The organism is Anoxynatronum buryatiense (genome assembly GCF_900182905.1).
Classification (GTDB): domain Bacteria; phylum Bacillota; class Clostridia; order Peptostreptococcales; family Tindalliaceae; genus Anoxynatronum; species Anoxynatronum buryatiense.
Window position 1 is genome coordinate 33,004 of the sequence record NZ_FXUF01000007.1, and the last position, 22,841, is coordinate 55,844.

Here is a 22,841-nt window from a genome sequence, read left to right on the forward strand (position 1 = left end):
ACTTGTGTTTTGGTTAACAACTAAGATGTTACACTACCTTGGTCCCGGTACCCAGCCTGATTCTCTGTCACTAAACGGCCTTGCCTTCTGGTATCATTTCAAGAGACAGGTGGGGATGGTCTTTTTGAAGGATCCGGGCAATTTGATTTTTTGTGTCAATGATCTCTTTTTTCAGGTAACTGGGTTGATAGGTTGTAATGTATACCAGAATGATATACTGGCTGCCATTTTTACTGATAAACACGTCTTCCACTAAGATGTGTGTTGGCATATTTTGATGCACCACTTCTTCGAAATAGCTACGTTTATCATGATCTTGCAAAGTTCCGCCGGCCATTTCGATTAATGAATTCTTAATAATGGCCACAGGTTCTTTGATGAGCAGGGTAGTCAGAAATAGTACAAATATGGAGTCTGCTAAATAGGGAATAAAATCACCACCCAGTTCAGCTCCTCCTGGCATGCTGTCTTTTTGGCGACGGCGCTCTTTCAAGTAGGCTGCCAGCTTATCAGTCGCTGCACCAGGGGATTGGACTCCCCTATTTCCAGCCACTGCCCCAGTTGATTCAGCTGAAGGAGACGCAAATAGCTGAATTGACCTCCCGGCATCCGGTATGCCGCCAACATGTTCTTTTCCGAACGCCCTATGGTTTTCCTCTCTCAGGTCTCCTTTATTTAATGAGATCATTTCATACTCTTTTGTTGTGGTGTGTTGAAGGTTGCCCTTCTACCATGGTATATGAATCATTCTTCTCCTTGGTACATCCCCTGTGGATCCGCCAGCCACTCTATCCAGGTTCTCTTCAGACAATTCGCCTGTTTCTGAGGGTGTGATGGATGTAATTAATGCTTCCCTTGCTGCATTTATTTCTTCAATCGTCATGTCAAATCCGTTTTCTTTCAACAAAGCCTGTACCTCTTCCGCTGTTTCCAGCTGAAACAGCTTTTCAGCCAGCTTTTCATCCGCTTCCAGTTTCTGTTTTAACAACATCATTTTATCTTCCATTTTTCATCCACCTTTCACCTTTTGTATCAACACATGTCTGGTACTCCTTCATCGCCATTTAAGGGCTGATGATTTAATCGGCAGTTACTTTTTACCAGCGCTTTCCCTTTGCTTCTGTAACGTATGCAGTGGATCCGACCGCCATTAATGCAAGGGCAAGCCCCAGCATCCAGAAAAACCCGCCTGTTACTTCTTCCAGATCTTCTTCGGATAATTCGCTTTCTTCAGAGCGTTCCATGGCTTTGATCAAGGCTTCCCTCACTGTATTGATTTCTTCAAGAGTCATCTCCACATCGTTATCTTTTAGAAGAACCTGTACCTCTTCCGCTGTTTCCAGCTGAAACAGCTTTTCAGCCAGCTTTTCATCCGCTTCCAGTTTCTGTTTTAACAACATCATTTTATCTTCCATTTTTCATCCACCTTTCACCTTTTGTATCAACACATGTCTGGTACTCCTTCATCGCCATTTAAGGGCTGATGATTTAATCGGCAGTTACTTTTTACCAGCGCTTTCCATTCGCACTCATCGTCAGTTGAGTCAAACCAGCAGCACACGCTATAGCAAGGATCATGCTTATGAGGAAAACACCACCGGTCACTTCTTCCAGATCTTCTTCGGATAATTCCCCTTCTTCAGAGCGTTCCATGGCTTTGAGCAAGGCTTCCCTCACTGTATTAATTTCTTCAATGGTCAAATCCACGCCGTTTTCTTTTAAAAGAGCCTGTACCTCTTCCGGTGTTTCCTGCTGCATCAGCTTTTCAACCAACTGCTCATCCGCTTCCAGTTTCTGTTTTAACAACATCATTCTTTCTTCCATTTTTCATCCACCTTTCACTTTTCGCCAGGCTGCTGCCTGGTCTGCAAACAGCCTTCTTCGCTGACAAGAAACAAATGAAGTGGTATTACCTTCATAGAATAAATCTCTCTCAGCGCTTTCAGCAACTTGGTTTCAATCTGCCGCCACTGATCCTCTGGTGTATAACCGGACATGCGGGAACGGCAAAGGGTTATTAATAGGGGTTTTAATTGATTGCGGCTTAAAAAATCCTTTAGTTTTCCAATGCGTCGTTCAATCACAGACTCAGATACTTTTAACAGCTCCGGTATTTCCTGAAATTCTTCGTAGGAGAGGTAATACCGGCTGTGGTCTCCCTCTCCCTCCCGATGGGCTGAAAGAGCCGCCGCAGGCAACAGGCGCATGGGGTGATAAGGGTTTTCCTGGTACTCCCGGTAAGCTTCTGCGGTTATTTCAATACGGGTTTCTGCTGACGAGAGTCCATTGTCGCAGGAGAAAATATCCAAATCGATGTCCAGGATCAGCGGCCGGTGGGTTTGATAGTCGCTGGTGGTTTGAAGCTGAATGTACCGGTAAAAGCTGTGGTTTCCCCACTTGCTTTCCGGGTTTTCCAGCACCCGCCGCAGCATGGGTGTTACCTCACCGGATGTGAAGTGGCATCCTTGGGATTTCCAGGAAACAACACTGCGCCAGGTGTCCGATGCGTTGCCAATGCCAAACCCTTTCAACCAGGCCATTTCTCCCAGCAGGCCCTGGTAGAGCTGGGGTGTAATGAAATTGGCAATACCCAGGTTCTGGTATGTATAGTCCACGATGCCCTGGGAATCTTCCGGCAGGTCATGGATGGAGGTGGGGATTCCGCCTTGTACCAGATCGTCATGGGTGTCTGTGTGCAGCAGTGCGTTGCCGGCAGGAGGAATGATGCCTCTCCCGGAAGCTTCCTGCCAAACAGTAAATGCCTGATGATGTTCCTCAATGATGATGAGGGGAATCGGGTTCTGCCTATGGTGCATTGTCATCACCCCTGTGTGGATTTGTTGTTCAGCCAGGTTTTATTCGTCACCAGCGCCGTCCCTTATTGCTTTTTACCAGCGCATTCTATTCGCACTCATCGTCAGTTGAGTCATACCAGCAGTACACACTAAAGCAAGGATCATGCTTATGAGGAAAACACCACCGGTTACTTCTTCCAGGTCTTCTTCGGATAATTCCCCTTCTTCAGAGCGTTCCATGGCTTTGAGCAAGGCTTCTCTCACTGTATTGATTTCTTCAAGAGTCATCTCCACGTTGTTTTCTTTTAAAAGAGCCTGTACCTCTTCCGATGTTTCCTGCTGCATCAGCTTTTCAACCAACTGCTCATCCGCTTCCAGTTTCTGTTTTAACAACATCATTCTTTCTTCCATTTTTCATCCACCTTTCACTTTTTATATGGTCTCATGTCTGTTGTTGTGTCATGGCGATCTTGGTGCCAGACTACACCATCATCTGTTGCTTACCAACTTCCCCTGGTAAAAACGACACTACCGTATTCAAAACCCGTACCACCTGCCACGTTATCCAGGTCTTCCTCTGATATTTCCTCTTCATCGGTCACCATTGATTTTGCCACAATCGCAGCAAGCTGTTTTATTTCTTCCATGTTAAACATCATGCCTTCTGCCGCCAGCACAGTTTGGGCTTCTTCAGCGGTTTCCTGAGAAAAAAGTTTTTCCGCCAATACCGGATCTTCTTTTAGTTTTTTCATCAGCATGGTTGATTTGTCTTCCATTTTTCATCCACCTTTCACTTTTCACAAGGCTGCTGCCTGGTCTGCAAACAGCCTTCTCCGCTGGCAAGAAACAATTGTAGGTGAGGTAATACCGGCTGTGGTCTCCCTCTCCCTCCCGATGGGCTGAAAGAGCCGTCGCAGGAAAAAACATCCAAATCGATGTCCAGGATCAGCGGCCGGTGGATTTGATAGTCGCTGTTGGAACGCTCTTTTCTTGGCACTTCTCCATTTGCTTCGTTTAACTCTATTGAGGTTTATGGGCTGTTACTCCATCGTGGTGATTTGGGATAACGTCACTGTTATGACTCTTTTACCAACGTCCTTTTGTAAACATATTGGTGACAGTTGTGCCAGTGGCTAGAGCAACAAAAATCCCACACAGTGCCAATACACCGTAAGCGAAAAAGATGCCACCTGTTACTTCTTCCAAGTCCTCTTCTGACAATTCGCCTTCTGTCATGCGGTCCAGCATTTTCAGTATGGCTTCTCTTATTTCATTAATTTCTTCAATGGTCAAATTCACATCGTTTTCTTTTAAAAGAGCCTGTACCTCTTCCGGTGTTTCCTGCTGCATCAGCTTTTCAACCAACTGCTCATCCGCTTCCAGTTTCTGTTGTAATAATTTCAATTTTTCTTCCATATTCATCCACCTTTCACTTTTTATATGGTCTCATGTCTGTTGTTCTGTCATGGCGATTTTGGTGCTCTTTGGATATTTAAACCCCAGGACTGGTCTTTGTCATCATTGTTGGGAGTTGCTGTTCAGCCAGGTTTTTTTCAGATAAGGCGGCAGGTTGATCTCCCAGGGTTTCTGGCTTGTCTCGCTGGTCTTTACCGTGTCCGTTTCAATAAAACAGGGCCGCCAGTGAGTGGGTACTTCTCCTTCAAAGGTTTCACTGAAAACAGTTTCACCTTCATTCAGACACCTGTTGCGAAAGTCCTGGTCAAGCATGGCTTTTGTCATTAGCTGCTTCATGTTTTCCTGGGTCTGGCGTTGCCAGTGGCGGTAGGCTGCCGTGCCTTTCGCCATCTCCTGATTTCTTTCCGCTGCCTCCCGGGCGAGGCGTTTCTTTTGAAGCTGCTTTTTAATGGAAACTGCCAGGGTCTGCAGGTAGACCTTTGCTGTGAGGGGTTGGCCCTCCTGCTGTGTCAGTTTAAAGTGGGATATTCTGTTGATCAGGGCGCAATAACCTGCTTCCTTGCCCATGAACTGCCCCCGGGTTCCTTTCCATGACAGCAGGATCTCCTTCTTTTCTTGTGTGCACAGGCCTGCTTTGATGAGCTCTTCCAGAAAGGCATGGAGATTTTCGGGGGAAGTCACACCAAAATTAATGCCCAGTTTTGGGTGTACGCCTTCTTCTGCCACATCCACATCCAGGATGAATCTGCCGTCGCTATGGTGCTTGGTGAGGTTGTTGAGGGAGGCCACATCCGGCGGAGTTCCTTTCCATTGCAGGCCTTCTGTCCAGGTCATTGCCTGTTCCCAGCTCATTTCTGCGGTGAACAGCCGCAGGCGGTCCTGGTGACGGGCCAACATGGTGCCCATCTGAAAAACCGTCACTTCTTCCGGCAGGGAAGAAAGGGTGTGCAGTAATGTGTTTTCCATTTTTCCAACAGCCGGGTTATCCAGCAGCATTGACAGGCTGGGGCGCAGCAGTGGCTGGTGCATGCCTCTTCGGGGGTGAACACCGCTGCCGTCGTAAAAGAAGCAGGGCGGGGGAAGAGGCTGTTCGTAGGCGGTCTGGTCCATTTCAATCCACACTTCCGCCACCTCTGCCGGCCACCCACGGCAAAAGCTTATGAGTCGCTGCCAGCTGTCAGCTTCTGCCATTTTGTCGAAGGCGGGGCTTGAAAATGCCTGAATCATTGCAGGTGCCTCTTCTGCCAACACGCGAAAAGAAATGTCTGCTCTGCCGGCCTGGTCATTTAAATTGGTTTCTGCGATGACTTCGCTGGTCTGAAAACCGGCAAAGGATTCGCTTAATCGTTGTATGTGTCTGGCCGTATCTGTGGAGAACAGATTCTCCGGTGCCTGTGATACAGTTATTTTCAGTAAATCCCCCACGTCTACGGGCATTGAAATGCTCCTTTCCTGACAACTCTCCATCGCTCGATTCAACTCGTATGCGACACTATTAGTGACACTACCTACGTTCCCTGGAAGTTACCCGCTATAAAGAGTTAACATAAGCGGCTAACATCTGTAAAATTCCCCACAAACTGCTTGCTGGAAGGAACCTGCATTCTCGAACCTCCGGCTACTTGCTCTAAATCAGCTTCATCCAGCTCGCCGATAGCTTCTCCTTTAAAGGTTTCTTCCAATATCTGCGTTTCCTCTGGGGTCAGGGTGATACCCAAAGAATCTATCATGGCGATGAGCGCTTCTTTAGACTTGCATTGTTCCAGCTGCTGTATTTGTTCTTTTGTAGCGGTTTGTAAAAAGATTTTCACTGACATGACTTCTTCCTCCTTTTTTCTGCTTCGAAGCCTTCTTGCCCTCCGTCCCCACGTTACCATCCAGCTCACCTATCCAAACACGGTTTTTTTGCTCTACGCTTGCTTTTTGTCCGCGCCTCCAGGTTTATCTGAAAACAAACCCAGTGATGCACTGGGAACTAGAGTCATAATTGCACCTACAAGAAGACTTACTAAAATAGCAATTAAAGATCCTCCTGCCACGTCTTCCATTTCTTCTTCTGATAGTTCCCTCTCTGGATCTAAGCCTTTTTCGGCGTACTTTAATGCCTTCGCCACTGTGTTCTTAAGTTCAGCGGCTTCCTGTAGCGTTAAATCTACACCATTATCTTGCATTAAACTTTGTACTGCTTCGGGTGTTTCTTGTTCCACTAACTGTTTAAATAAACTCTCGTCAGCCGATAGTTTTTGTTTTAATAACTCAATTTTTTCGTTCATGATGACTCCACCTTTCGATTTTATCCGAGGAGAATCTCCCGATGATAACTTACCTATCTAAACTTGCCTATCCAAACCCTGCACCTCTTAAGGTAATCAACATCGAAAGGGTGTGACATCCCCCCTCTATAATCATCCCCTGCTTCTTTTCTTAAGCCAACTGACGTTTGGCCAATTGAGCAAAAATACCGTTCATGTTCATCAGTTCTTCATAGGTGCCCTGCTCTGCAATTTCTCCCTGGTCCATGACGATGATTCGTTGACAATTGATGATAGTACTGAGTCGGTGGGCAATGACAACGCGGGTGGCACTCAGTTGATCCAGACTTTCGCTGACAATTTTCTGGGTTCGGTTGTCAAGGGCGCTGGTGGCTTCGTCAAAGTAAATGATCCGCGGCCGGCTGACGATGGCCCGGGCGATGAGCAGCCGTTGACGCTGGCCGCCGGAAAGGGTGCTGGACCCTTCACTGATGACTGTGTGCATGCCCATGGGCATGGCTTTAATGTCTTCTTCCATGCCGGCCCGCCGGGCGGCGTCCCAGGCATCTTCCATGGTCAGGTTGGCCTTGGATCCCACAATATTGGAAAAAATGTCTCCTGACATGAGTTGTCCGTTCTGCAGTACCACACCCAGCTGCCTGCGCACAGATCTGATGTCCACTTTTGTCAGATCTTTCCCATTGTAGTAGATCTGCCCGGTCTCCGGTTTTTCGAAGCCCAGAAGCACCCGAAACAAGGTGGATTTGCCGCTGCCGGAGGAGCCTACCAGGGCCACGTACTCCCCTTCTTGAATCTTGAAAGAAATATCTTTCAGTACCAGCGGTGCCCCTTCTTTATACCGGAAAGACACCCGGCTCACTTCGATTTCACCTGTGAGCATCCCCACGTCGCCCTTGGCTTCATCATATTCCGGCATGGCCTCCAAAATGGGGGTGGTCATTTTATACATGGGAATAATGGCATTGATGGTGATAAAGGTTTCTGACATTCTGGTCATGTAGCCGATCAGGCTGCCCAGGGCTGAGTTGAAGGCGATGAATTTCCCCGGATCCAGGTATGATTTGGTGGATTTAATCACCAAGTAAAAAATAAACATGGAGATCATCACAGGGAAGATGGCGTTGAAGGTTTTCATCACGTTGGCTACTGTTTCGTTTTTCAGGGCTACTTTCCGCTGTTGGCTGAAGGCTTTTGCCCACTGGTGGAACGCCCGGTTTTCTGCACCTGCCACCCGAAATTTGGCCACACCGTTGAAAAGCTGCAGCACCAACCCCTGAATCTCTTTGGAGAAGTCGATGAGTTTTTTCTCGTAGCGCACCTGAAACCAGCCCAGGGCCAGTGTCACCAGTATACTGATGACCACGGGAATAGTGGCAAAAAGGGCCAGTCGTTTATTGTAATAGAAGAGAAGCCCAAAAGTGAAAATGGAAAACAGGCTGGTGAGGATGGTGTTCACTGCTGCTCCAGAAACTATTTTTCGAATTTGGGTGATTCCCATGGCCCTCATGGCCAGTTCACCCGAGGTGTACTCCTTGAAGAAAGGCACCGGAAGCGCCAGCAGCCGATCCCACACTGCTGCCTGGATCGAACCGTCCATCTTGCCTTCCAGCCGGGTCATGGCGAAGGAACGGGTCAGTTCAAACAAGGTGTTGGCCAATGCCACGGCTCCCAGGAGGAATCCAATTTGAAGCAATTGGGTGCGTTCTCCTTCAGGAATCACACTGTCAAAAACAACCCCAGTTGCCACAGGAGTAAGCATGCCCAAGATACCGCCTGCAATTCCCATGAGTAAGACGAGCACCAGATCCCGGCGCCAGCTGCTGGTAAGGCCGAACTGAATCAGGTCTTTGGCCTTCAGTGCCTTGTTGGGGAAGGGACGGTAGAAATAATGGGCAAAGCCTTCCAGTTCTTCTGCCAGCCCACTGCTCACCACGCTGCTTTCCTGGGTTGCCGGGTCATACATCCAGTAACGGGAAGGGTTTTCAGGGATCAGGGCCACCGGCTTCTTGTCTTTTCCCCAGTAAGCCAAGAGGGGCCCATGGTCTTCGCGGTGCCAGCCTTCCCTCAAAATCACCTGACGGACATTGAATCGGGCCGCTTTGGCAATTTCTCCCAGAGGGTCTTTGGAATCAGGGGTTAATAATTTGTCAATAGAGGCTGGAATGGGGATGTGCTGTTTTTTCCCCACCATCTGGCAGGCGGCCAAAAATGGGTCTATCACTGCTTCTTCGATGAGTATGTCATCCACTTTTTCTGTTACCTGGACCAACTGCAGCAGGGAATTTTTCACAAACCACCGGTTGAATTTCTGTTTTTCCGCCTGTTGCCGGTGTTGGTTCACTACGCTTTTTTTCTCCTGGTACCCTAGGTATGCCTTGAAAGCCAGATGCATCCAGCTTAGGGCTTCATCCAGCCACCCTTCTTCCACCATGGCGGGAGTGACGGCCAGGGTGATGCTGGTATTTTCAGTGGCGGTGAGCCATCCCATGGGTGACAGAGGTGCCCACTGCCCTTGCGTCAGGATCACACCTTCTTCCCAGTCATAAAGGCTCAGTCTGCCGGTATCCACCCGCACCCATAAAAAGCGGTTGGGTGTTCTGATGCGCTCCTGCTGCTGTACGGTCACCGGGCTGTTATCCAGAGATACCAAATGAAACTGGCTGTGAACTGTTTCCGGCAGCATATGGCGCTGCAGTCGTTCCAACCATTTGACCAGCAGTTTTTCCAGTTCTTTTCCCAATTGTCCCTGATTTTTGAGTGCTTCCACAAACCGGCTTCGCTCCATGACCAATACCGAAGTGCCATGCCGGCCGTTCATAAGTATGCCCCGTTGGTTCTCCTGGTAGGGCAAAAGGGGAAACAACAACTCCCCCTCCGTTATTTCAAGCAGAAACTGGCGTCGTCCTGCCGGTCGAAACCCCTCGATTTTAACGGAAAACAAATCGACTTTTCCGCTGATCACCAGGTATACCTTGTCTCGCTCCTGAAACAGCAGGGGTTTGTTCCCCACCAGTTCCAGAGGGGTGCCCAGGGATTTGATTCGTTCGTACATCTTTTCTGTGTTTAGATCCATGTAGTCACCCCTTTCTTAACCCATGTTAATGAGTTTGGCATAATGGCCATCTGTTTTGCACAAGTCTTCATGGGAGCCACGTTCCACAATTTTACCCTGTTCCATGACGATGATTTCGTCACAGTCCCGAATGGTGCTGAGGCGGTGGGCCACGATGATGCAGGCACAGCCCCGACGGCGGAGGTGTTCATCCAGTTGTTTTTCTGTCAGAGGGTCCAGTGCACTGGTGGCTTCATCCAGCACCAGCACACTGGGGTTGTTCACCAGTGCCCGGGAGATTTCCAGCCGTTGTCGCTGGCCGCCGCTGAAGTTGGTGCCCCCTTCATCCAGCCCGGCCATGTAGCCATTGGGACGTTCTGACACATCCCGGTGTATGCAGGCATCTTTGGCTGCCTGTACCACGTCAAGTTCTGAGGTGGTGGGATCCCAGAGCGTAATGTTGTCGTGAATGGTGCCCTTGAACATACTAATGTCCTGGTCCACCACGGCGATGGAACTGGTCAGCACCTGCCGGGGAAGTTCGGTTCGTTCACGGCCATCAAAAAGGATTCTTCCTGACCAGGGCTGGTACAGCCCTGACACCAGCTTGGCCACGGTGGACTTTCCGCTGCCGGAACTGCCCACCAGTGCCACCCGCTCGCCGGGTCTCAGGTGTAAGCTGAAGTTTTCGATGAGGGGTGGTTCCAGGGGGCTGTATCCAAAGGAAACATCTTCCAGGGTCACCCAGCCCTCCAGTTTATGATCCAAAAGGACTGGTTCCCCCTGTTCGGTGGCGGGCGCTTCGCCGCTGCCACCCATGGCTGAGGGCATTTCGTCAGAAGTCTCCGGTAACTGTGTTAAGCCATCCACCGGGTATTTCAGCACGTCGTCCAGCCGGGTCATATCCCCCTTTAAGGTCTGTAACACGCCCCCCATCTGTACCAGGCTGTTCACCGGGTCCATAAAGTTGGCCATCAGGCTCTGAAACGCCACCAGCATCCCCACGGTCATGTGGCCGTCCAGAATTCGGAAGCCGCCCACAATCAAGACCAGGGTGTTGGTCAGGGCAGTGAGGAGCCCGGGAACCCCTGAGAGAAGCTGGTTGGAAACTCCCATTTTTTGCTCTGCATTCAGGGTTTTGGCCTGGTACCCTGCCCATTTTGCGAAGAAATCGCCTTCTGATCCGGTGGCTTTCAGGGTTTCAATCATTTGCAGGCCTGACATGGCGGTGCCCTGCATTTTGCCGTAATCCTGCAGCAGCTTGGCGTTCATGTCTTCCCGTTTGGTGGACACCATCCGCAGGTACAGCACACTGATGACGGCCACCACCACCCCAAGAAGGGTTAAGACGATGTCGTACTGAATCATGATGAAGACGTAAAAGATGATCACCATGAAATCCAGAAATGTCTTGGCCATCTGGCCGGACAGCATTTTAGCCACCTGGTCGTTGCTTTGCATGCGCATGCTCAGATCACCCACAGAACGCTGCTGGAAAAACTCCACCGGCAGCCGCAATACATGCCATATAAACTGCCCGGAACTGCTGAGGGCCACTTTGGTCTCCAGCCGCAGCAGATAGTATTCCTGCACCCAGGTGAGAAGGGCCCGCAGCACCGCTGTGATCCCCATGCCCCATAACAGGGCTTTCAGCCAGTTCTCCCGGCCTCCCAAGAGCACTTCGTCCACAAAGGTTTTGGTGAACACCGGGATGACAATGCCGGGAATCACCAGCAGCAACCCAATGATGATGCTGTAGGTCAAGGCAGTTTCTGAACCTTTGACCCGCTTTAACAGGGCTTTGATGATGCTGGGCTGACTGCCGCCTTTTTTAAAGTCGGGACCGGGCTCAAAGGTGATCACCACTCCGGTGAAGGCCTGGTCCAGCTCTTCTTCAGTCACTGTTCGGGGCCCCATTCCCGGATCGTTCAGGTATACTTTTCCATTTTTAAAGCCTTCCAGAACCAGAAAATGGTTGAAATTCCAGTGAATAATGGCAGGGCCGGTGAGCTTCTTCAATGAAGCAGGCTCCCAGCGGTATCCTTTGGATACCAGGCCGTAACGCCGGGCGGCCCGCAGCATATTGCTGGCCTTGCTGCCGTCCCGGGAGACGCCGCACTGTATCCGCAGTTCTTCCAGGGGAACAAATAGTTTGTAATAGGCCAAAATCATGGCCAGGGAGGCGGCACCGCATTCCACAGCTTCCATCTGGAGCACTGTGGGTACTTTATGCCGGGATCCGGTTGGTTGTGCTGACATGGTTTCGCCTCCTTAGTCGAAAGGCAGGTATTTTTTAACCTTGGGAATGATCATTCGAATGGGCTGCTGGGCACTCACTGTGATGGAACCGCTGCCCACTGTGCCGCTGTCAATGGTCATGGGAGGGCCCATGGGGGTGGACCACTGGTAGCCGCTGGGGGTGTTTGGGTTGGTCACCAACTCGATACGCACTTCGATGGGGGCTCCCTGGCTTCCCATCTGGCTCACCAGTTCCTGGTTTCCCAGGGTTAACAACATGCCCTGGGCTGTTGCCGGGTATTCAGAAACCGACACCACCCGACCCAGCATGTACCCATACTCTTCTTTCTTGGCCACTCCCGGAGAAAACTGGGCTTCCATGCCGGGAATGATTTGCTTGCCCCGGTCTGCCGGCACATACAGCACCCCCTGCAGATCCTGAACATTGCTGCCTTCCTGAACAATACTGAAGATGGATACGCCCGGCTGTACCAGGCCATCCTGGCTCACCCGCACTTCCAGCACCCGGCCACTGACGCCGGCCACGATGTTGGATGAAAACTGCAGTTCCTGCTGCAGGGCTTCAATGCGGCGCTGGGTGTCCACCATTTCTCTGGCGTTGGAGGAAGCCAGGCGGCTTTTCCGGTCTTCCATATCTTCTTCCAGCAACCGTACCTGAAGCCGGGTCTGGATCAGCTGTGCCTCCTGGGCCCGCAATGATTCTGCCGATGCCAGTTCCTGGGCAGGGAAGGCTTCCACCACCTGCCGGGCACGTTCCACATTCATTTCAGTCAGCTTAAGCTGGTTCTCAGCTGCTTCATACTCTGTCTGGGAAACGGCCCCGGCTTCATAAAGCGCTTTCTTTCTGTCCACTTCTTCCTGCTGCCGTTCTGCCTGCATCTCAGCTTCTTCCAGGGCTATGAGGGCCCTTTCCAGTTCAAAGCGGTTCAGGCTGGCGTTAGCGGTCTCCCGCTTGTAGGTGGCTTCCATGATCACCACCTGAGCGGCGGCATCTTCCAGCCGTCGGGTCATTTCATACAGCTCATACAGTTCTTCCTGAAAAGCCGCTTCCTGAAACTGGGGTAGATTTGCTTCCACCCGTTGCAGTTCGGCGATTTTCAGTTTCAAGTGATTGATTTCTTCCACCAGCTCCTGCTGTTCGATGCGGGCCAGCACATCCCCCTGGCGTACCACATCTCCCTGTCTCACCCGAATGTCTGTCACCCGGCCAGAACGGGAATGGGTGACATTGTGAACGCCTCCACTGGTGAGCAGAATCCCCTGGCCATGGGTTTTGGCTGGAATACTGCCAAAAATGCCCCACACCAGCGCGGTGGCCACCATGGCTCCAATGGCCAGCAAGGCCAGCCAGGCTCGGGGGGTGGTGACTGTCATAATCTGGTCCAGCTGCTCTGGAGAAGACAGCCGATCCAGTGATGTTTTTCGAAATACGTTACTCATGCTTTTCCCCTCCTATTCGCTGTCCAGCAGTTCATAGACAAAGCGGCCATTGACCACTCGCTTTTGGTAAATGTGTTTACCGGCCACCCGCCCCGTGGAATCAAAGTGGATGTTACCCGTCAGCCCTTCCCAGGTGATCACCCTGAGGGCCTCTGCCACATCGGCGGGAGCAGGGCTTTGCGCCCGGTTCACGGCTTCTGCCAAGATATGAATGGTTTCGTACCCCTGCACCGCCCATTCGTCGGGTTCTTCGCCATGGGTCTGCTGAAAGGCTTCCAGAAACTGGTTCATCCGTTCACCGCCCATTTCCATGTTCACCAAAGATGCCAGTACCGCCCCTTCCCCATATGCTCCAAAGGTTTGGATAAAGTCCACGTCCATGCCTGCATCTGCCAGAATGGCCGGGAACTCCCCCGCCTCCTGCAGCCTGAAGAGAAACTCTTTCCCTGTCAGCATGGAGTCTGCCACAAAGACCGCTTCATACTCCATGGCCTGCCACTTTTGCAGGGCCCGGCGAAAATGGGTGTCTTCGTGGAACCGGGTGGCTCTGTCCACCACCTGAATGTTCAAATCGTCTGCCGCCGTTTCAAAGGCATTGGCCAACCCCCGGCCGTATTCATTGTCGGCGTAGTAAATCACAATTCGTTCCAGGCCATTTTCATGGGCAGACAGCGCCATTTCCCTGCCGATGTCATCATCTCCGGGAATGTTCTGGAATATGTTGGCATACCCCCGCTGGGTCAGCCGGCTGTTGGACACAATGGGGGAGATCATCACCATTCCCGCTTCTTCATAAATGGTGGAAACGGGAATGGTGACGTGGGTGCTGGTATGGCCGATGACAGCGCTCAGGTTCACGTTTTTTGCCAACTCCTGGGCAATAATGGTGCCCTTCATCACAGATCCTTCATCATCATGGGGTTCCAGTTCCAGTGTTCTGCCGGCCACTCCGCCTGCCGCGTTGATTTCTTCCACTGCCAGCTCCGCTCCCTTCATAAAGTCGGTGCTGGTGGTCAAAAACGGGATGCGCCCTGCCACCGCAAAGGTTACCGGCTGCTGGGGATTACGCTCCCAGTTTTTCCGCTGTCCTTCAAGGGTGTGGGTACTCTGGCAGCCGCTGGCCAGCACCGCCAGAAGACCAATCCCTGTGCATAGCCTGATCAATCTCTTATTCATCGCATTACAGCCCCCTCATGACTCAATAGTGGTCTTCCATAACGAACCAGCAGCCTTTTTTCAGCATTCATGCTGGCTTCGTGGCCTTCCAGCCCCTGGGCCAGCAGCCTTTGGTGACTTTCGATGTCACCGGCTTCGATCCACGGGCCTTGCTGCCATTTGTGGCTTTGCCGGTAAAAATCTCTTTTCATTACCAGCCGTGCCGGTTGAGCCTGCCGGTTTTTCAGGCCGGCGATATGCATGCCCAAGGTGAACATGTTCACCAGGCTTCTGCCGTTCAGGGGCGACACCGCTGTCAGCAGAATTCCTTCTTTTTCATTAGGCTGTATGCAATTAAGGGCCCTTTCGGTTAACAAACACTGAAGCCCATTGCCCCGGTACCTGGGATGAACATTGGTACCCTCCAGCTGAATCACCTGCCCCAGCTGGCTTTGGGGAATCCCCAGGTGATGCCCCAGGTTGTCTTTTCCCTCTCCCGGCCAGGTGATCACCCGAAAGGCTCCCATGCCCTGCTCGTCATAAAGCCCCAGAATTAAGCCGCTTGCCTGATTCAGGTACCCCGACATTTCTTCCCGGGTGTATGGGATGTACAGGTCTGGGTTTTCCAGTTCATGAATAACCAGATGATGCAGGGCCATCACTTCTTCCATCTGTTGTGTTTCAAGGATGGCCAGTCGGCACAGGCTGTTTTTTTTCGTTTCCCGGTTGTAGCAGGAAAGAAGGGGACTCTTTTCAATGGCCCTTCGATGTATCGTTGGTTGAGCTGGTTGTATTGGTTGTGCTGGTTGTGCTGGTTTCATGGGTTTCACGGCCACGCCTCCCCTCGCTGATGCAGTCATTTTTTTCCACCAGGTTATTCAGTGGTTTTCCGGTATTTTCCGGTGTTTTTGGGTGTTTTCCGGTATTTTTAAAGGTTCTCAGAACCCCGTGCCTGCTGCCATCTGCCGCAGGGTTAGCCGGGTCAGGTGAGCCAGAGCGCTGCGCTGACCTTTTGTGGTGTAGAGGTCTGGGTTTCGGCTGCCCCAGGCTTCCAGCTGGTGTGCCGCCTGGGCCACCACTGCCACCACTTCTTGAAAAGCGTCATCAGATAAGTGCTGGTCTTTCAGGTAATTTTGCATTCGCCCCCCGGGGCGATAGGTCAGGTCTTCCCCGATGCCGAAGAAATGGAGCAGCCAGGAGGCCTTGAATTCACCCAGGGCAGCCACGATCCCCCGGTAGTCGGCCACCATTTCGTCCAGTAGATGGTTGTTGGCACTGCCGTACATCCGCAGGGTGACGTAGTGCGTGGCTTCGTGGGCCAGTCGAATGGTTCGGGAATAGGCCAGCCATTCACTGTTCTCCAGGCCCATGACCCTGGCGGTCACCCCACTGTAGGGTGCCTGGGTGATGAGAAGGAACACGTCCCGATAAAGTGCCGGCGTTTCTTTCATGTGCTGAAAACTGAAAGCGGCGCCTTGCTGCTTCTGGTATTGTTCCACCCTGTCCCAGTTATTGTAGCCCTTCACCATGCAGGCCCCCGTGGAAGGGGGGATTTCCACAGGTTCATTCCGGCGAGCCAGTGCCCGCATCAGGTTTTCAAAATCGCATCTTGAGGGAATGTCCAGCACCGGCAGATGCCCTGCTTCTGTTGGATGAAAAAACAGTTGAATTCCTTCCGGGTTTTCCAGTGGCAAGCCGGTGGCTTTGATCATTAACAGGGGGCTAAGCCCCTTTTTGGTGGCAGCCTGGTATTCGCTGTGTTGGCTCATGCCTGCTTCAATGGGAAAACACAACTGCCGCAGGGGGTTTTTCAGCACCTTCATCAGGCTTTGCTTTTGGGCCATGGCCTGGTAGCGCCGCCAGTCCCGAATAAAGAGCTGGTCTTCAAGGGGGGTGGTCAGATCAGGTGCTTCCCGGGGCTGCACCCAGTGGTTTTCATCCAGCAAACTGGCTGCCGCTCCGGCTAATGGTGTGTGATGAGTGCCTGTTTGCCTGGTGGCTGAGTGTTTGGTGACTGAGTGTTTGGTGACTGAGTGTTTGGTGCCTGTCTTACTCATATTGGTGTTCATGGGCTGCCTCCTGTCAATGAAGCACATCGTCCTTTTTAACCGTTAAAAACTGATGCCTGAACAAAAACGTCGAAAAAGTTCCCGGTTACCCCTAAAGAGGAATTTCTGATTCTTCTGGTTCTGCCTTGCTTCGGCGCAGGGTGGTCATAAAAGCCAGGGTGAGTACCAGCACCCCTGCCCCGATGAAGCCAATGCCCCGCTGGTTGCCCAGGGTGATCATGCCCCCGAAAACCATGGGGCCCAACATCTGCCCGATTTTTTTCACGTTACTGTAGTAACCCAGCGCCAGCCCTTGACCCAGTATTTTGGCTGATTCCAACCCCAGCAGGTAATTTGTCTGGGCCACCAGGGCAAAGCTGTCGGCGATTCCCAAAAGAAAAGCGGCGACAAAGGCGGCCATCAACGTGCCCACTGAAGCAAATACTGCCATGGCCCCTATGGTGCTGAGGGCTCCCATGACCACCAGGGTTTCCACCCGCAGCCGTTTGCCCAGCACCCGGTTGATCAATGGCCCCAGGTACACGATACAGACGCCGTTCACCAGGAAAGCCCGCCCCACATTGGCCACAGGAACATTCATTTCCTGGGTCAGGAGGGGAAAGAAGTAGTCAAGAAACATCATGCAAATACCGGCAGGTAACAGAATTCCCAAAAGGAACAAGAAGACTTTTTTGTCTGAAAAAAAGTGTTTTAGTGGTTCTATCTGTTTTTTATCTGCGCTTTTCACCAGCTTCTCTTCCACTGTAGGGGTCTTTATCTCAGCATCTGACGGCTTTTGTGTAAATTTAAGAACATACAGGCCTGCAAGGGCAATCAACACCACCGTCACCATGAACACCCCCCGGTATGCGATCCGGTCTGCCAGCATGGCGCCGATGACCACACCACAGTTCATGCCGGAGTAAATGCCGGCATTGAGGGAGGCATATCCCTCAAACTTGTCAGAAGCCAGGGTCAGCACACACCCCCGCATGGCCATGAGGGTGAAGCCGTACCCGGCTCCGGTAATACCCCTCACCAAAACAAACACCAGGGGGTTAGTGGTGAGACCTGACAGCAGGGTGCCTGCTCCCAGCACCAAACTGCCTACAAAGAAGGTTTTTCGCCAGCCGATTTTGTCAATGTATCTTCCTGCCAGAATAATGCCCAATGCTCCCAGCAGAAAGTTGAAAGAAATGGGAAGCCCATAAATCACATTCTCAGAAAGGCCCATCACAGGCCGGGAGATGGATTTCATGAGAAGGGGAATGAAGGAGGAGGACATGAAAATGGCGGTAAAAACGATGAAGGCCAGCACCCGCACCACCAGCGCGTCCAGCGTCTGGTCTTCCGCCATCAGGTGTTCTTTCCCCTGCAATGCTTCTTCTGCCTGCCAGATTTCTTCGCCGACTGGTATCTCTTCCATTTGCCGGGTTTTTTCGCCAACCGATGTCGGTTTCTTTTTTCGGCTCAGCCACACCATGAGAAAAAAGGTGAGTTCCACCATGAAAAAGGTGGAGGTGACCAAAACTGTCAGGGTGTCCAGCAGCAGTTCCCGCAGCTGGTTTCTCAGGTATTCCTGAGAGATTGTCACTTGCAGTGACATACCGCTCACTTCCCCTGCCCCTTCCGGTAGGGCAAGGCCGGTGGCTTCTTCCCCTGGCTTCCAGGCACTGCCGGCTTCTTCAGGGGTCATGCCGTGAACAATGCGGTCGTTCTGAATCATTCGAATGCCTTCCACCTCAGGCAGGGAGTTGGCAATGTTGGCCAGATACTGGTCCATCTGGTAAAACTGGTGGTAGCCCACCCCTTTATCCAGTACCGTCTTCACGTCTTTCTCGATGATGGAGGCCACCGCCGCCGTATTGTCCCGGGTCTGGGTCAGGTAAGCTTCCTGGAACATGCGATAATTTAAGAAGCCGTAAATGATCTGGGCGGAGCCAATCACACCCACCATCAGCCACAGCAGAATTTTCCGGTCAATGTGTCCCGCTGCTGTCACCGGCGATTTTTTCCCGCTGAGAAAAATCAGTGCCAGAGTAGCCAGGCACACCAACAGCAACAGGTTGCGTCCCTGCTGGTACAGGTAAGGTCTGACCCGTTGATCCACCAGGTTTTCAGAAAAAGCCAGCCCCAAACTGCCGATGGGCTGACCATCCTGATTGAATATGGGGAAAAACTGGTGGTACACGCCTTCTTCCAGACCATAGACATAGGCCTGAGAGGGTTTCTCAGGAAAAACAGCCCGAGGCTTCATGTTTTCAGGCAGGGTGATGTTCTCCAGAGCGTACAGGGCCTCTCCTGCACTGGAATATATTTCCACCTGCTGAATGCCAGGAAGCTGGCCGCGAATTTCTTCCAACAGTGGGGTCATGCCATGGAAATTTTCCAGGGGTTTCCCGTATTTGACTGCAAATTCGATTTTTCGAACGGTTTCACCCACCACCACTGACTGGCTGTTCATCAGGGAGGTGACATATTGATGCCGAAAAGAGCTGATGTTCATCATGCCGGTGAAAGCCAACACACCGATGATTAGCATCAGAGAAGCAACGATAAAGGTTTGTTTCATTTGTTGTTGATTGGTGCCTGCCATTTGTTCATTTGTCTGTCTCCCCCACATCTTCAACCGCATCATCTCTTTTCTGTGTTTTCAATGCTGCCTCATGGTGTCACATGCTGGCAGTCGGTGCCTTTAATGGCTATTGTCAGAGTACATTATTGGTTATTGCTGATTTGCATTATTTCGTGTTGCTTCGTGCAGGCTGTTGCCGGTTAGTACTGCTTCCTGTTGGTCGTGCAGACTTCTGCCGGTTTGCGATGGTATCACTGTATCACTGGTTGTGGACTGACTACTGCCGGCTGTTTCAGGCTGTTGCTGACAGCTTGTGTTCGTGGCTGTTGGCGTTTTTTTTTCGCAGCCAGTGAGAGATCTTTTGCTTATTCGGTGCTTTGATAGATTTCATCGGCAATGAGCAAAATCTCAAAGGGCGGCTGGTACCCGGTACGTTCAGCCACTGCCATGTTCAAAACAATGCTGGGCGTATCACCGTAGATCTGTGGCAGGTCTCCCGGTTTTTCTCCTCTGAGCACATGGCCAATCTGATCGGCTCCAAAGCGGCCAACACCTGTAAAGTCAGCCCGGTACAGGCTGAGAAGTGCTCCGTGTCGCACTTCTGTCGCCCCCAGCTGGGAAAACACCGGGATCCCCGCCTGGTAGAGGGGTGTCAGCAGCCGTTCCAGCTCCCGGTTATCCCGGGTGCCTGCCGTCATGTACAGGGCATCCACTTCATCTGCCAGTTCTGTGTAGGCTTGCAGCAATTCTTCGTGGTATCGGTCACGGTCTTCTTCTCCGGAGGCTTCTTTCACGATGCGTGTCACCAGTTCAAATCCCCGCTCTTCTTTCAGCAACTCCAGATCTTCCAGAGCGGCATAAATGCGCCCTTCCATGGAATCTTCATAGACAAGCCCCAGCTTTTCAAACTCAAAAATATCATGGAACACCGCCACCTGCCGCTTGTAGCGGTCTGCATCCATGTGGGCCCATAAATGGTCTTTTCCCGAATGGTGGGGTGATTCGATGATCCCTGCCTGAACGGCATTGCTGGTGGAAAACACCAAGGTGGGAGTTTCGTGATCGGCCGCTGCCATCACTCTGCCGAAGTAAGTGCCCATAACAATCATCAAATCCAGGTCTTGTTCTTGTTCCACCCGATTCACCAGTGCTTCAGCCGCGTCGTCATCCAGCAGGGAATAATGGGCATCCTGAACAAAGGTGACATAGGGGCTCCCATTGTTCGCTTCCACCCATTGCCACATGACCAGGCTGTCCTCCTGGCCTTCTGTAAACGGAATTTCTTCCGGATTAATATCAATCCACCCCAGCTCCTGTAAGCCTATCAGAAGGCCATGAAAGGTACCGGCGAAGTTGGCGAAGGGGTCTGTTTCCGCATAGCCGATACGCAGGGGTGGCCCCTTAAAATCAGCAGGAGGCCCTGTTTCTGTCAACATCTCAGCAGGGCCAACTCCCGCTGCCCCTGCCTGCAGCACCAGCAGGCTTGTCAAAAGAATGATCATCAGGGAGATGATCCCTTTACTTTTTTTCATGGTTATCACTCCATTCATTGATGCTCATCAGGCTGACCGCTTCTGATTTCAACCTGCTCTCCGCTTCTTCAAGACATTGGCAAGCCCTGTTCATCAAAACGCTTTATGACACTTCGAAATATGTTTATCAAAAACGCTTTGAAACGTTTCAAAATCTGTTCAAGTTCTGGTAAACATCTGTTTGAATCCCTTTGTCATCCGCTTTATAGCTTCATTCACTCAATTTTCAGTATAGCAGTTTTTTAAGATTTCGACTATTTATAAATATGATTATTTATTCGATTTTCAACCTTGAAGTTGAGTGCTCTCATTTGTACCATAACAGATTTCAAAGCCCTCACCCATTTTTGGGGTAGGTACCCTCTTTTTAGGGGTAATTGCCTGTTTTTATTCGATTCTTTTTCATTTTTTTCAATGCTTCGTCTCGTTGTTGTTATCTGCAGGCAGCACTTCTTCATCAGCCTTTTTCGGGCAGCAAAAAGCTCCCAGTTGTTAAGGCTGGGAGCTCAGACTGTAGACAAAACATGATGAAGACAAGGGATTTTGTAAAGGGCAGCCTTGGAAATCTTGTCAGTGTTTTTTCGAAAGGAGGAGAAAACCGCCAGCGCCTGCTGTTTGAGCGCAGCGAGTTCAGGCGCTGTTTTCGAGTTTTTCGACTAAAAACACACAAGATTGGAGTCAGCTGCCCTGGCCAAATCCCTTTGTCTTCAACCTCAGCTCCCAGTTGTTATGGCTGGGAGCTTTTGCAATAGCAGTATCGAAGCTTGTGCAATAGCAGTATCGAAGCTTGTGCAATAGCAGTATCGAAGCTTGTGCAATAACAGTATCGAAGCTTGTGTCAAAAATGCTTACTGGAGCCCAAAGAACTCCCGGGCATTATAGTAGCAGATATTCTCCACCACCTGTTTCAGTGCGGCTTCGCCGGAGAAATATTCGCCCCGCTCCACCAGGGAACCCAGGTAGCTGCAAAGCATACGGCGGTACAGTTCATGACGGGGGTAGCTGAGGAAGCTGCGGCTGTCGGTGAGCATGCCCACTGACAGGCTGATGGGGTACAGGTTGGCAACGGCTTCAAACTGGCGCTGAATGCCATAGGCCTGATCGTTGAACCACCAGGGGGCGCCCAGCTGCACCTTGGCCCGGGTGCCGCCCTCGCAGAAGCCGGCGGCCAATATGGCGAAGGTTTCCATGAGCACCGGGTTCAGGGGATACAGGATGGTCTTGGGCAGGGCTTCCCGTTCTTTCAGGTAATTCAGGAGGGTCCCCACGCTTCGCACAGAGGTGGTGTCATCGGTACAGTCAAAACCGGTGGAAACGCCCACCTGCTTTTCCATCACCTTGTTGGCACCCTGATAAGTGCCGATGTGAAGCTGCATGACAAAGCCCTGGCGATGGTACATCTGCCCCATGGCTGCCAGGCAGGCGGATTTGTACCGGTTGATTTCCTCTGTGGTGAGGGCTTCACCTTTGGCGGCTTTTGCATAAATGGCCTCCACCTGTTCTTCGGTGAAGTCGGCCCAGGTGAAATCGGCAATGCCGTTGTCACTGATCATGGTGCCGATGTCTTTGAAGTCCAGCAGCCGCTTTTCCAGCGCGGTCATCATGCCGGCAAAGGAGTGGATGGTCATGCCGGTGACGGCTTCCAACTGGGGCAGGTAGCCTGGAAAATCTGCCTTTTCACAGTAAAACACCTTGTCAGGGCGGAAGGCGGAAAGAACGCGCACCTTCAGATCTGGATCTGCCAGCATTTTTTCGTGGTATTCCAGGGAATCCACCGGATCTTCGGTGGTGCTGGCCACTTCCACCCGGGAAACCTCCATGCACCACCGGGGAGTCATTTGCTTTTCCACAATCATGGCTTTGGTTTTTTGGTAAATGGTTTCTGCATTTTCAGGGCCCAGGGGCTCGTCGATGTCAAAGTAGCGCTTCAACTCCAGGGCACACCAGATGTACAGGGGGTTGCCGATGAGCTGGGGCATGATTTCAGCAAAGGCCAGGTATTTTTCGTAGTAGCTGGCGTCGCCGGTGATGAGGCGTTCATTGATGCCAAAGGTGCGCATGGCCCGCCATTTGTAGTGGTCACCTGCCAGCCACATTTCCCCCAGATCTTCAAACACTTTGTTTTCGCAGATTTCTTTGGGAAGCAGGTGGCAGTGGTAATCGATGATGGGAAGGTCTTTGGCATAGGCATTGTACAAGTGCCTGCCGGTTTCATTGGTTAAAAACAGGTTTTCTGAAAACATGGTTCCTCCTTCTCTTCGGGCCGGGGCCTGAAGGGGTGAATGATTTTGGGCGA

General features: G+C 51.4%; 20 protein-coding genes. All 20 read right to left on the reverse strand.

Annotation, left to right across the window (positions count from 1 at the left end; genetic code table 11):
* Positions 1 to 70: 70 nt before the first annotated feature.
* Positions 71 to 493, reverse strand: coding sequence for a hypothetical protein (locus QOL74_RS10100; RefSeq protein WP_283409354.1), 423 nt, complete (start codon positions 491 to 493; stop codon positions 71 to 73).
* A gap of 234 nt (positions 494 to 727) precedes the next feature.
* Entirely contained in the window at positions 728 to 1,006 is a 279-nt protein-coding gene (locus QOL74_RS10105; protein WP_283409355.1) for a Nif11-like leader peptide family RiPP precursor, read from the reverse strand.
* 91 nt (positions 1,007 to 1,097) lie between these two features.
* Positions 1,098 to 1,415 carry a hypothetical protein gene (locus tag QOL74_RS10110; protein ID WP_283409356.1) on the reverse strand — a complete coding sequence of 106 codons (318 nt, stop codon included), beginning with the start codon at positions 1,413 to 1,415 and terminating at the stop codon, positions 1,098 to 1,100.
* 91 nt (positions 1,416 to 1,506) lie between these two features.
* Entirely contained in the window at positions 1,507 to 1,824 is a 318-nt protein-coding gene (locus tag QOL74_RS10115; RefSeq protein WP_283409357.1) for a Nif11-like leader peptide family RiPP precursor, read from the reverse strand.
* A 14-nt stretch (positions 1,825 to 1,838) separates the two neighbouring features.
* Positions 1,839 to 2,816 carry a peptide arginase family protein gene (locus QOL74_RS10120; RefSeq protein ID WP_283409358.1) on the reverse strand — a complete coding sequence of 326 codons (978 nt, stop codon included), beginning with the start codon at positions 2,814 to 2,816 and terminating at the stop codon, positions 1,839 to 1,841.
* Between the two features lie 72 nt (positions 2,817 to 2,888).
* A complete protein-coding gene (locus QOL74_RS10125) occupies positions 2,889 to 3,206 on the reverse strand; it encodes a hypothetical protein (RefSeq protein WP_283409359.1) in 318 nt (105 codons plus the stop codon).
* An 89-nt stretch (positions 3,207 to 3,295) separates the two neighbouring features.
* Positions 3,296 to 3,571: a Nif11-like leader peptide family RiPP precursor gene (locus tag QOL74_RS10130; protein ID WP_283409360.1), complete on the reverse strand. Its 276-nt coding sequence runs from the start codon at positions 3,569 to 3,571 to the stop codon at positions 3,296 to 3,298.
* A gap of 310 nt (positions 3,572 to 3,881) precedes the next feature.
* Entirely contained in the window at positions 3,882 to 4,211 is a 330-nt protein-coding gene (locus tag QOL74_RS10135; RefSeq protein ID WP_283409361.1) for a Nif11-like leader peptide family RiPP precursor, read from the reverse strand.
* Positions 4,212 to 4,313: 102 nt separating this feature from the next.
* Positions 4,314 to 5,648: a hypothetical protein gene (locus QOL74_RS10140; RefSeq protein WP_283409362.1), complete on the reverse strand. Its 1,335-nt coding sequence runs from the start codon at positions 5,646 to 5,648 to the stop codon at positions 4,314 to 4,316.
* 104 nt (positions 5,649 to 5,752) lie between these two features.
* On the reverse strand, positions 5,753 to 6,028 hold the full coding sequence (locus QOL74_RS10145) for a hypothetical protein (protein WP_283409363.1): 276 nt from the start codon (positions 6,026 to 6,028) through the stop codon (positions 5,753 to 5,755).
* Between the two features lie 93 nt (positions 6,029 to 6,121).
* On the reverse strand, positions 6,122 to 6,484 hold the full coding sequence (locus QOL74_RS10150) for a hypothetical protein (protein ID WP_283409364.1): 363 nt from the start codon (positions 6,482 to 6,484) through the stop codon (positions 6,122 to 6,124).
* A 151-nt stretch (positions 6,485 to 6,635) separates the two neighbouring features.
* On the reverse strand, positions 6,636 to 9,557 hold the full coding sequence (locus QOL74_RS10155) for an NHLP bacteriocin export ABC transporter permease/ATPase subunit (RefSeq protein WP_283409365.1): 2,922 nt from the start codon (positions 9,555 to 9,557) through the stop codon (positions 6,636 to 6,638).
* 15 nt (positions 9,558 to 9,572) lie between these two features.
* Positions 9,573 to 11,795 carry an NHLP family bacteriocin export ABC transporter peptidase/permease/ATPase subunit gene (locus tag QOL74_RS10160; protein WP_283409366.1) on the reverse strand — a complete coding sequence of 741 codons (2,223 nt, stop codon included), beginning with the start codon at positions 11,793 to 11,795 and terminating at the stop codon, positions 9,573 to 9,575.
* A gap of 12 nt (positions 11,796 to 11,807) precedes the next feature.
* On the reverse strand, positions 11,808 to 13,235 hold the full coding sequence (locus QOL74_RS10165; protein WP_283409367.1) for an NHLP bacteriocin system secretion protein: 1,428 nt from the start codon (positions 13,233 to 13,235) through the stop codon (positions 11,808 to 11,810).
* Positions 13,236 to 13,247: 12 nt separating this feature from the next.
* The gene (locus tag QOL74_RS10170; protein ID WP_283409368.1) at positions 13,248 to 14,411 is read right to left on the reverse strand and encodes an ABC transporter substrate-binding protein; all 1,164 of its coding nucleotides are present in this window, start codon (positions 14,409 to 14,411) and stop codon (positions 13,248 to 13,250) included.
* Positions 14,408 to 15,220: a hypothetical protein gene (locus tag QOL74_RS10175; RefSeq protein WP_283409369.1), complete on the reverse strand. Its 813-nt coding sequence runs from the start codon at positions 15,218 to 15,220 to the stop codon at positions 14,408 to 14,410. Before QOL74_RS10175 ends, QOL74_RS10170 begins: the two co-directional genes overlap by 4 nt.
* Positions 15,221 to 15,328: 108 nt before the next feature.
* Complete coding sequence (locus QOL74_RS10180; RefSeq protein WP_283409370.1) at positions 15,329 to 16,459, reverse strand: DUF7005 family protein; 1,131 nt, start codon at positions 16,457 to 16,459, stop codon at positions 15,329 to 15,331.
* Positions 16,460 to 16,550: 91 nt separating this feature from the next.
* Positions 16,551 to 19,061, reverse strand: coding sequence for an MFS transporter (locus QOL74_RS10185; protein WP_283409486.1), 2,511 nt, complete (start codon positions 19,059 to 19,061; stop codon positions 16,551 to 16,553).
* A gap of 317 nt (positions 19,062 to 19,378) precedes the next feature.
* Positions 19,379 to 20,545: an ABC transporter substrate binding protein gene (locus tag QOL74_RS10190; RefSeq protein WP_283409371.1), complete on the reverse strand. Its 1,167-nt coding sequence runs from the start codon at positions 20,543 to 20,545 to the stop codon at positions 19,379 to 19,381.
* 848 nt (positions 20,546 to 21,393) lie between these two features.
* The gene (gene uxaC / locus QOL74_RS10195) at positions 21,394 to 22,788 is read right to left on the reverse strand and encodes a glucuronate isomerase (RefSeq protein WP_283409372.1); all 1,395 of its coding nucleotides are present in this window, start codon (positions 22,786 to 22,788) and stop codon (positions 21,394 to 21,396) included.
* Positions 22,789 to 22,841 lie beyond the last annotated feature (53 nt).